The sequence below is a fragment of the Kitasatospora sp. NPDC057518 genome (assembly GCF_042802075.1).
Classification (GTDB): Bacteria; Actinomycetota; Actinomycetes; order Streptomycetales; family Streptomycetaceae; genus Kitasatospora.
In genome coordinates, this window is record NZ_JBHVEU010000478.1 from 1 (window position 1) to 6,623 (window position 6,623).

6 protein-coding genes and 1 pseudogene are annotated in these 6,623 nt (G+C 71.3%); 3 read left to right on the forward strand and 4 right to left on the reverse strand.

The genetic code is table 11. The features are described 5' to 3' along the window. The 3 genes and pseudogenes from ACFU7Z_RS33650 to ACFU7Z_RS33660 form a co-directional block, all read right to left on the reverse strand. Positions 1 to 136, reverse strand: a pseudogene (locus ACFU7Z_RS33650) (carboxyltransferase domain-containing protein); the annotation flags it as partial. A gap of 33 nt (positions 137 to 169) precedes the next feature. After that, positions 170 to 637, reverse strand: a complete 468-nt coding sequence (locus ACFU7Z_RS33655) for a RidA family protein (RefSeq protein WP_049656835.1) — start codon at positions 635 to 637, stop codon at positions 170 to 172. Beyond that, positions 634 to 792: a DUF4177 domain-containing protein gene (locus ACFU7Z_RS33660; RefSeq protein WP_094743074.1), complete on the reverse strand. Its 159-nt coding sequence runs from the start codon at positions 790 to 792 to the stop codon at positions 634 to 636. Before ACFU7Z_RS33660 ends, ACFU7Z_RS33655 begins: the two co-directional genes overlap by 4 nt. Before the next feature lie 212 nt (positions 793 to 1,004). Between ACFU7Z_RS33660 and ACFU7Z_RS33665 the strand changes: the two genes are divergently transcribed. Further along, positions 1,005 to 2,078 (forward strand): ArsA-related P-loop ATPase, encoded by a 1,074-nt coding sequence (locus tag ACFU7Z_RS33665; protein WP_380781711.1) that lies wholly within the window; start codon positions 1,005 to 1,007, stop codon positions 2,076 to 2,078. Continuing rightward, positions 2,075 to 3,244, forward strand: coding sequence for an ArsA family ATPase (locus ACFU7Z_RS33670; protein ID WP_049656832.1), 1,170 nt, complete (start codon positions 2,075 to 2,077; stop codon positions 3,242 to 3,244). Before ACFU7Z_RS33665 ends, ACFU7Z_RS33670 begins: the two co-directional genes overlap by 4 nt. Positions 3,245 to 3,324: 80 nt before the next feature. Here ACFU7Z_RS33670 and ACFU7Z_RS33675 read toward each other — a convergent pair whose 3' ends face one another. Beyond that, the gene (locus tag ACFU7Z_RS33675) at positions 3,325 to 3,648 is read right to left on the reverse strand and encodes a WhiB family transcriptional regulator (protein WP_030240986.1); all 324 of its coding nucleotides are present in this window, start codon (positions 3,646 to 3,648) and stop codon (positions 3,325 to 3,327) included. Positions 3,649 to 4,149: 501 nt separating this feature from the next. Between ACFU7Z_RS33675 and ACFU7Z_RS33680 the strand changes: the two genes are divergently transcribed. Further along, complete coding sequence (locus ACFU7Z_RS33680) at positions 4,150 to 6,441, forward strand: transglycosylase domain-containing protein (RefSeq protein WP_074001794.1); 2,292 nt, start codon at positions 4,150 to 4,152, stop codon at positions 6,439 to 6,441. The last annotated feature ends 182 nt before the right edge of the window (positions 6,442 to 6,623 follow it).

Sequence of the window (6,623 nt, forward strand, 5' to 3'; positions counted from 1 at the left end):
GAGTCTGGTTCCCGGCGATGGCGACCACGCCGGCCGGGACCCGGGCGCGCGGGCTGTCCAGCCGGGGCAGCCGCAGGGGTTCGGGGAGGCCGTCGAGGTAGGCGAATCCGGGGGCGAAGCCGAAGAAGGCGACGGTGTGCCGGGCCCGGCCCCGCCTCCGTGATCACGCTCAGGCGCTCTTGACCCGCACCAGGATCTCGACCTCGACCGGGGAGTCCAGCGGCAGCACCGCGACGCCGACGGCGCTGCGGGCGTGCACGCCCGCCTCGCCGAGCACCGCGCCGAGCAGCTCGCTGGCGCCGTTGACGACGGCCGGGACGCCGATGAAGTCGGGGGCGGCGGCGACGAAGCCGACGACCTTGACGACCTGCTCGACCTGGTCGAGGTCGCCGATCACCGACTTCACGGCGGCCAGGGCGTTCAGCGCGCAGATCCGTGCGAGGTCCTTGGCCTCCTCCGGGGACACCTCGGCACCGACCTTGCCGGTGCTCGGCAGCTTGCCGCCGACGACCGGGAGCTGGCCGGAGGTGAACACGAGGTCGCCGGTCCGCAGGGCCGGGACGTAGGCGGCGACCGGGGCGGCCACCTCCGGCAGGGTCAGGCCCAGCTCGGCGAGCTTCGACTCGACCTTGCTCATGCGTTCTTCTCCCGCTTGAAGTAGGCCACCAGCTGCTCCGGGTTCGGGCCGGGCACGACCTGGACGAGCTCCCAGCCGTCCTCGCCGAAGTTGTCCAGGATCTGCTTGGTCGCGTGCACCAGCAGGGGCGCCGTCATGTATTCCCACTTGGTCATGGCCAGACTCTAGACGAGCCGTCGCGGCGATCCGCGCCGCCCGCCGCGAGGCGTGTGAGGTGGGGCACAAACAGGGCATGATCCGGCCTGACGGCCCAGGTGCTCCGGGCATCCGGTGCGCTCCCTGGTTACCCTCGCGGGAGGGCACCCTGGCGAGGGGCACCCTCGTCAGGAGGGGACGCCCGTAGGACGGAGACGGACGGAGACGGAGCGTGGCACGCACCCCCGGCCAGGCGGCCCGGCGCGACCCCGACTGGGAGGGCGTCCGGCTGCACGTGGTCAGCGGCAAGGGCGGCACCGGGAAGACCACGCTGGCCGCGGCACTGGCCCTGGCCCTCGCCGCCGACGGCGGACGGGTGTTGCTGATCGAGGTCGAGGGCCGGCAGGGCGTCGCCGAGCTCTTCGGGATCGCCGCGCTCCCGTACGAGGAGCGCCGGATCGCCTCGGTCTCCCGCGCCCAGCTCGGGCTGCCGGCCGCGGAGGGCGGGCCCGGCGAGGTCTTCGCGCTGGCGATCGACACCGAGCTGGCGCTGCTGGAGTACCTGGAGATGTTCTACAAGCTCGGCCGGGCCGGGAAGGCGCTCCAGAAGGTCGGCTTCGTCGACTTCGCCACCACCATCGCGCCCGGCGTACGGGACGTCCTGCTCACCGGCAAGGCCTGCGAGGCGACCAGGCGCAAGGACCCGGACGGCCGGCGGCGCTACGACGCGGTGGTGATGGACGCCCCGCCGACCGGGCGGCTGACCCGGTTCCTGAACGTCAACGCCGAGGTCGCCGGGCTGGCCCGGATCGGCCCGATACACACCCAGGCGCAGGCCGTGATGCGGGTGCTGAAGTCGCCGGAGACCGCGGTGCACCTGGTCACCCTGCTGGAGGAGATGCCGGTGCAGGAGACGGTCGACGGCATCGAGGAGCTGCGCGAGGCGCGGCTCCCGGTGGGCGGGGTGATGGTCAACATGGTCCGGCCGCCGGTGCTGGACGCGGCGGCGGTGGCCGCGGTGGACGGGGACCACCGCGAGGAGGTCGCCCTGGCGCTCGGCGAGGCCGGACTCGGCGGCCGCCCCCGCACCGGGGAGAGGGTCCGGGCGGCGGTGGAGCCGCTGCTCGACCCGCTGCTGGAACAGGCCAGGGAGCACGCCGAGCGGGTCGAGCTGGAGCGCGCGCAGCGCGCCGACATCCAGCAGCTGCGGCTCCCGACGTACGAACTGCCGCTGCTGGGCGAGGGCGTGGACCTCGGCGGGCTGTACCGGCTGGCGGGCGAACTGAAGCGGCAGGGGGCGGCATGACCTCGAACGGGGTGCGGAGCACCGGACGGCGGCTCGCGGTGGACGAGCTGATCGACGACCCGAAGACCAGGATCATCGTCTGCTGCGGCTCCGGCGGCGTCGGCAAGACCACCACCGCCGCGGCCCTCGGTCTGCGGGCGGCCGAGCGCGGCCGCAAGGTCGTGGTGCTGACCATCGACCCGGCCCGCCGGCTCGCCCAGTCGATGGGCCTGACCGAGCTCGACAACACCCCCCGGGTGGTCAAGGGGGTGAACGGCACCGGCGAGCTCCAGGCCATGATGCTGGACATGAAGCGGACCTTCGACGAGGTCGTGCTGGCCCACGCCGAGCCCGAACGGGCCCGGGCGATCATGGAGAACCCCTTCTACCAGTCCCTGTCGGCCGGCTTCGCCGGCACCCAGGAGTACATGGCGATGGAGAAGCTCGGGCAGCTGCGCGCCGCCGAGGAGTGGGACCTGATCGTCGTGGACACCCCGCCGTCCCGCTCGGCGCTGGACTTCCTGGACGCGCCCAACCGGCTCGGGTCCTTCCTGGACGGCCGGGTGATCCGGATCCTCACCGCCCCGGCCAAGGTCGGCGGCCGCAGCGCGATGCGCTTCCTGAACGCCGGGATGGGCCTGCTCACCGGCACCCTGGGCAAGATCTTCGGCGCCCAGCTGCTCACCGACGTGCAGACCTTCGTCAGCGCGATGGACTCGATGTTCGGCGGCTTCCGGGAGCGCGCGGACCGCACGTACCAGCTGCTCAAGGCGCCGGGCACGGCGTTCCTGGTGGTGGCGGCGCCGGAGCGGGACGCGCTGCGCGAGGCGGCGTACTTCGTGGACCGGCTGGCCGCGGACCGGATGCCGCTGGCCGGGCTGGTGCTCAACCGGGTGCACGGCACGGGCGCACCGCAGCTCACCGCGGAACGGGCGCTGGCGGCCGCCGAGGCCCTGGAGGAGAACGGCTCGGAGCACGCCTCGCCCGAGGCCGAGCTGCTCGCGGCCGGGCTGCTGCGGCTGCACGCCGAGCGGATGCAGATCATGGGGCGCGAACGCCGTACCCGCGACCGCTTCGTCTCGGTGTACCCGGACGTGCCGATCGTGGAGGTGCCGGCGCTGCCGGGCGACGTGCACGACCTGGACGGGCTGCGGGCCATCGGGGACCGGCTCAACGGCGCGGTCTAGCCCGCGCGGTCACCGGCCCTGCGCGGCACGGCCCCCCGTCCGCGGGGCCGACCGGCCCGGGCCGCGTGGTGCGGCCAGGCTCAGCCCGCCTGGGCGTAGTCCGTCAGTATCACCCCGGTCGCGAGGGACTCCTCGTACTCGGTGCGCGCCGTCTCCAGCAGCCTCCGCCACGAGATGACGGTCGGGCGGCGGCGCAACAACGCCCGGCGCTCGCGCTCCGTCATCCCGCCCCACACCCCGAACTCCACCCGGTTGTCCAGGGCGTCCGCGAGGCACTCGGTCCGGACGGGGCAGCCGCTGCACACCGCCTTCGCGCGGTTCTGTGCCGCCCCCTGGACGAACAGTTCGTCCGGATCACTCGTGCGGCAGGCGGCCTGCGCACTCCAGTCGTCAACCCAGCCCATGCCGGCGCCGTCCTCTCCCGTATCGAGGCTCCCCCACGGCGGCAACGGCATATTCACCGTTGCCAGTTGAGGACGTTACGGAAGAACGACAGCTTGCAACAGCCCCTTCGGGCTCAATCTCGAATGACCCAATTGGACTATGGGTGGCGATCAGCTCACTCGTTGGAGTGATCGCAGGTCGCACACCTTGCCAAGAGCGGAACCCCCACTCTCGCCACAGGAGTCGTCACTGAGTGCGACCGACCACACCGGCACAGCAGGCCACAGCTGCCTCAAAACCCGGACATCAGCGGGTAATTCGGGCAAGTCTTCTCGCCCACAAGAGTGAACGATGTTGACGCACCGAAGCTGTCGCAAGCTTGTGACAAGCCTAGGCGAACACCTGCCCCGGTGTGCGGGAATCCGCGACGTAGGGTTCTCCCCATGGCACCGAAGCGCCCCCAGGCAACCCAGCCCCCAGGCAACACCGGAGCTCCGCGCGGCCGGACCGGCGGATCCCCGATGGAGCACGCCGGCAACGGCGTGAAGTTCCTGGGCGTCAGCGTGCTCTCCGGAGTCCTGCTGGCAGGCCTCGCCCTGCCCGCCGTCGGCGCCATCGGGCTGACCGCCAAGGACACGGCGGAGAGCTTCGCCAACATCCCCGACGACTTCAAGACCCCGCCGCTCACCCAGGCGACGCAGATCTTCGACGCCAAGGGCGGCCTGATCGCCAAGGTCTACGAGCGCGACCGCACCGTCATCACCGCGGACCAGATGTCGCCGTTCATGCGGCACGCCCAGGTCGACATCGAGGACGCCCGCTTCTACGAGCACGGCGCCGTCGACCTCAAGGGCGTCCTCCGGGCGATCAGCAAGAACGCGGAGAGCGGCACCGCCTCCCAGGGCGCCTCCACGCTGACCCAGCAGTACGTGAAGAACGTCAACGTGGAGAAGGCCGGCGACGACCAGGCGGCCGTCCTGGAGGCCCAGCGCAAGACCCTGGGCCGCAAGATCCAGGAGCTCAAGGTCGCCATCAAGCTGGAGGAGGACCTGAGCAAGGATCAGATCCTCACCAACTACCTCAACATCACCTTCTACGGCCACCAGGCCTACGGGGTCGAGGCCGCCTCCCAGCGCTACTTCAGCAAGAGCAACAAGGACCTCACCGTCGCCGAGGCCGCCACCCTGGCCGGCGTGGTCCAGAACCCGTCGCAGTACGACCCGGTGCGCTACCCCGAGAACACGCTCAAGCGCCGCAACGTCGTGATCGACAAGATGCTGGAGAACAAGCACATCACCGCCGACCAGGCGAAGGAGGCGAAGGCCGCCCCGCTGGGTCTGAAGTACAAGGACCCGCAGAACGGCTGCATCACCGCCCAGGCCGGCATGGGCTTCTTCTGCGACTACGTGCGCCACGTGGTCAAGCAGGACCCGGCCTTCGGCAAGAGCGCCGACGAGCGCAAGAAGCTGTGGAACACCGGCGGCCTGAACATCTACACCACGCTGGACCCGGACAAGCAGGCCGCCGCCCAGAACGCCGTCACCAAGAAGGTCAACGTGACCGACCCGGTGTCGGCCGCCGCGACCATGATGGAGCCGGGCAGCGGCAAGATCCTGGCGATGGCCCAGACCCGCCCGTACGGCCTGGACCCGAACAAGAACCAGACCGTCGTCAACCTCAACGTGGACGCGGCCATGGGCGGCGGCAACGGCTTCCAGACCGGCTCGACCTTCAAGCCGATCCTGGCCGCGGCGGCGCTGGAGTCGGGCATGTCGAACACCCAGGCGTTCCCGTCCGAGAACAAGATCGAGTACCCCCAGATGTCCACCTGCTCGGGCACCTGGAAGAACACCGTCAAGCCCAAGGAGACGGTGAAGAACGAGCAGGACAGCGAGGTCGGGCCGTACCAGCTGAAGGAGGCGATGGCCCGCTCGGTCAACACCTACTTCGTGCAGATGGAGCAGCAGGTCGGCCTCTGCGCGATGAAGCAGATGGCGAACAAGCTGGGCATCACCCAGTCCGCCAAGGGCGACGCCTTCCAGGAGGTGCCCTCGATGGTCCTCGGCACCCTGGAGCTCTCCCCGCTGACCATGGCGAACGTCTACGCGACCTTCGCCGCCCGCGGCAAGTACTGCACCCCGATCGCGATCAACAAGATCACCACGGTCGACGGCAAGGACGTCCCCGTCCCGCAGTCCCAGTGCAGCCAGGCCTTCTCCGAGCAGACCGCCGACTCGCTCAACGCCGTCCTGCTCAACGTCACCGAGAAGGGCACCGCGGCCTCCCTCGGCCTCGACGACGGCCGCAAGATCGCGGGCAAGACCGGTACCACCGACGAGAAGAAGGCCGCCTGGTTCAGCGGCTACACCCCGTCGCTGGCCACCTCGGTCTGGCTCGGCGGCCCGGCCGGCGGCGTCAAGATGAAGAACATCACCATCGGCGGCAAGTACTTCCCCGAGGTCTTCGGCGCCGACGGCCCCGGCCCGATCTGGCAGCTGGCGATGAACCAGGCGCTCAAGGGCACGCCCGTGGAGCCGATCCAGACCGCCAACATCCCGGACCCGCAGCCGGCCACTCCCCCGCCGGGCACCACCCCGCCGGCCACCGACCCGAACGCCCAGCAGCCGCCGGCCGGCAACCCCCCGCCGCCGCAGCAGGGCGGCAACCCGGGCCAGCCCGGCGGGCTGCCCGGCAACCAGGCCGGCGGTCTGCCCGGCGGGCTGCCCGGCGGCTTCCCCGGCGGGTTCACCTTCCCGCCCGGCCCCGGGAACGGGAACGGCGGCCGCCACGGCGGCGGCAACGGGAACGGCTGACCCGCCCTCCCGGCGGGGTGACCCGCGCCGCGGAACATGACGAAGGGGCGCCATCCAGTGCGGAGGGCGCCCCTTCGGCGTGCTGCCGGGGCACCAGGGGGCGGGGCCGGGGCCGACCAGGGTTCGACCCTGGACGGGCCCGGGGCGGGGTGTTTAAAACAAAACCCAGCCCCCCACACAGT

Bases quoted from the DNA above. Each gene is read 5' to 3' on its own strand.
- ACFU7Z_RS33660 (WP_094743074.1), bottom strand. From the start codon at position 792: ATGACCAAGTGGGAATACATGACGGCGCCCCTGCTGGTGCACGCGACC.
- ACFU7Z_RS33675 (WP_030240986.1), bottom strand. From the start codon at position 3,648: ATGGGCTGGGTTGACGACTGGAGTGCGCAGGCCGCCTGCCGCACGAGT.
- ACFU7Z_RS33680 (WP_074001794.1), top strand. From the start codon at position 4,150: ATGGAGCACGCCGGCAACGGCGTGAAGTTCCTGGGCGTCAGCGTGCTC.
- ACFU7Z_RS33670 (WP_049656832.1), top strand. From the start codon at position 2,075: ATGACCTCGAACGGGGTGCGGAGCACCGGACGGCGGCTCGCGGTGGAC.
- ACFU7Z_RS33655 (WP_049656835.1), bottom strand. From the start codon at position 637: ATGAGCAAGGTCGAGTCGAAGCTCGCCGAGCTGGGCCTGACCCTGCCG.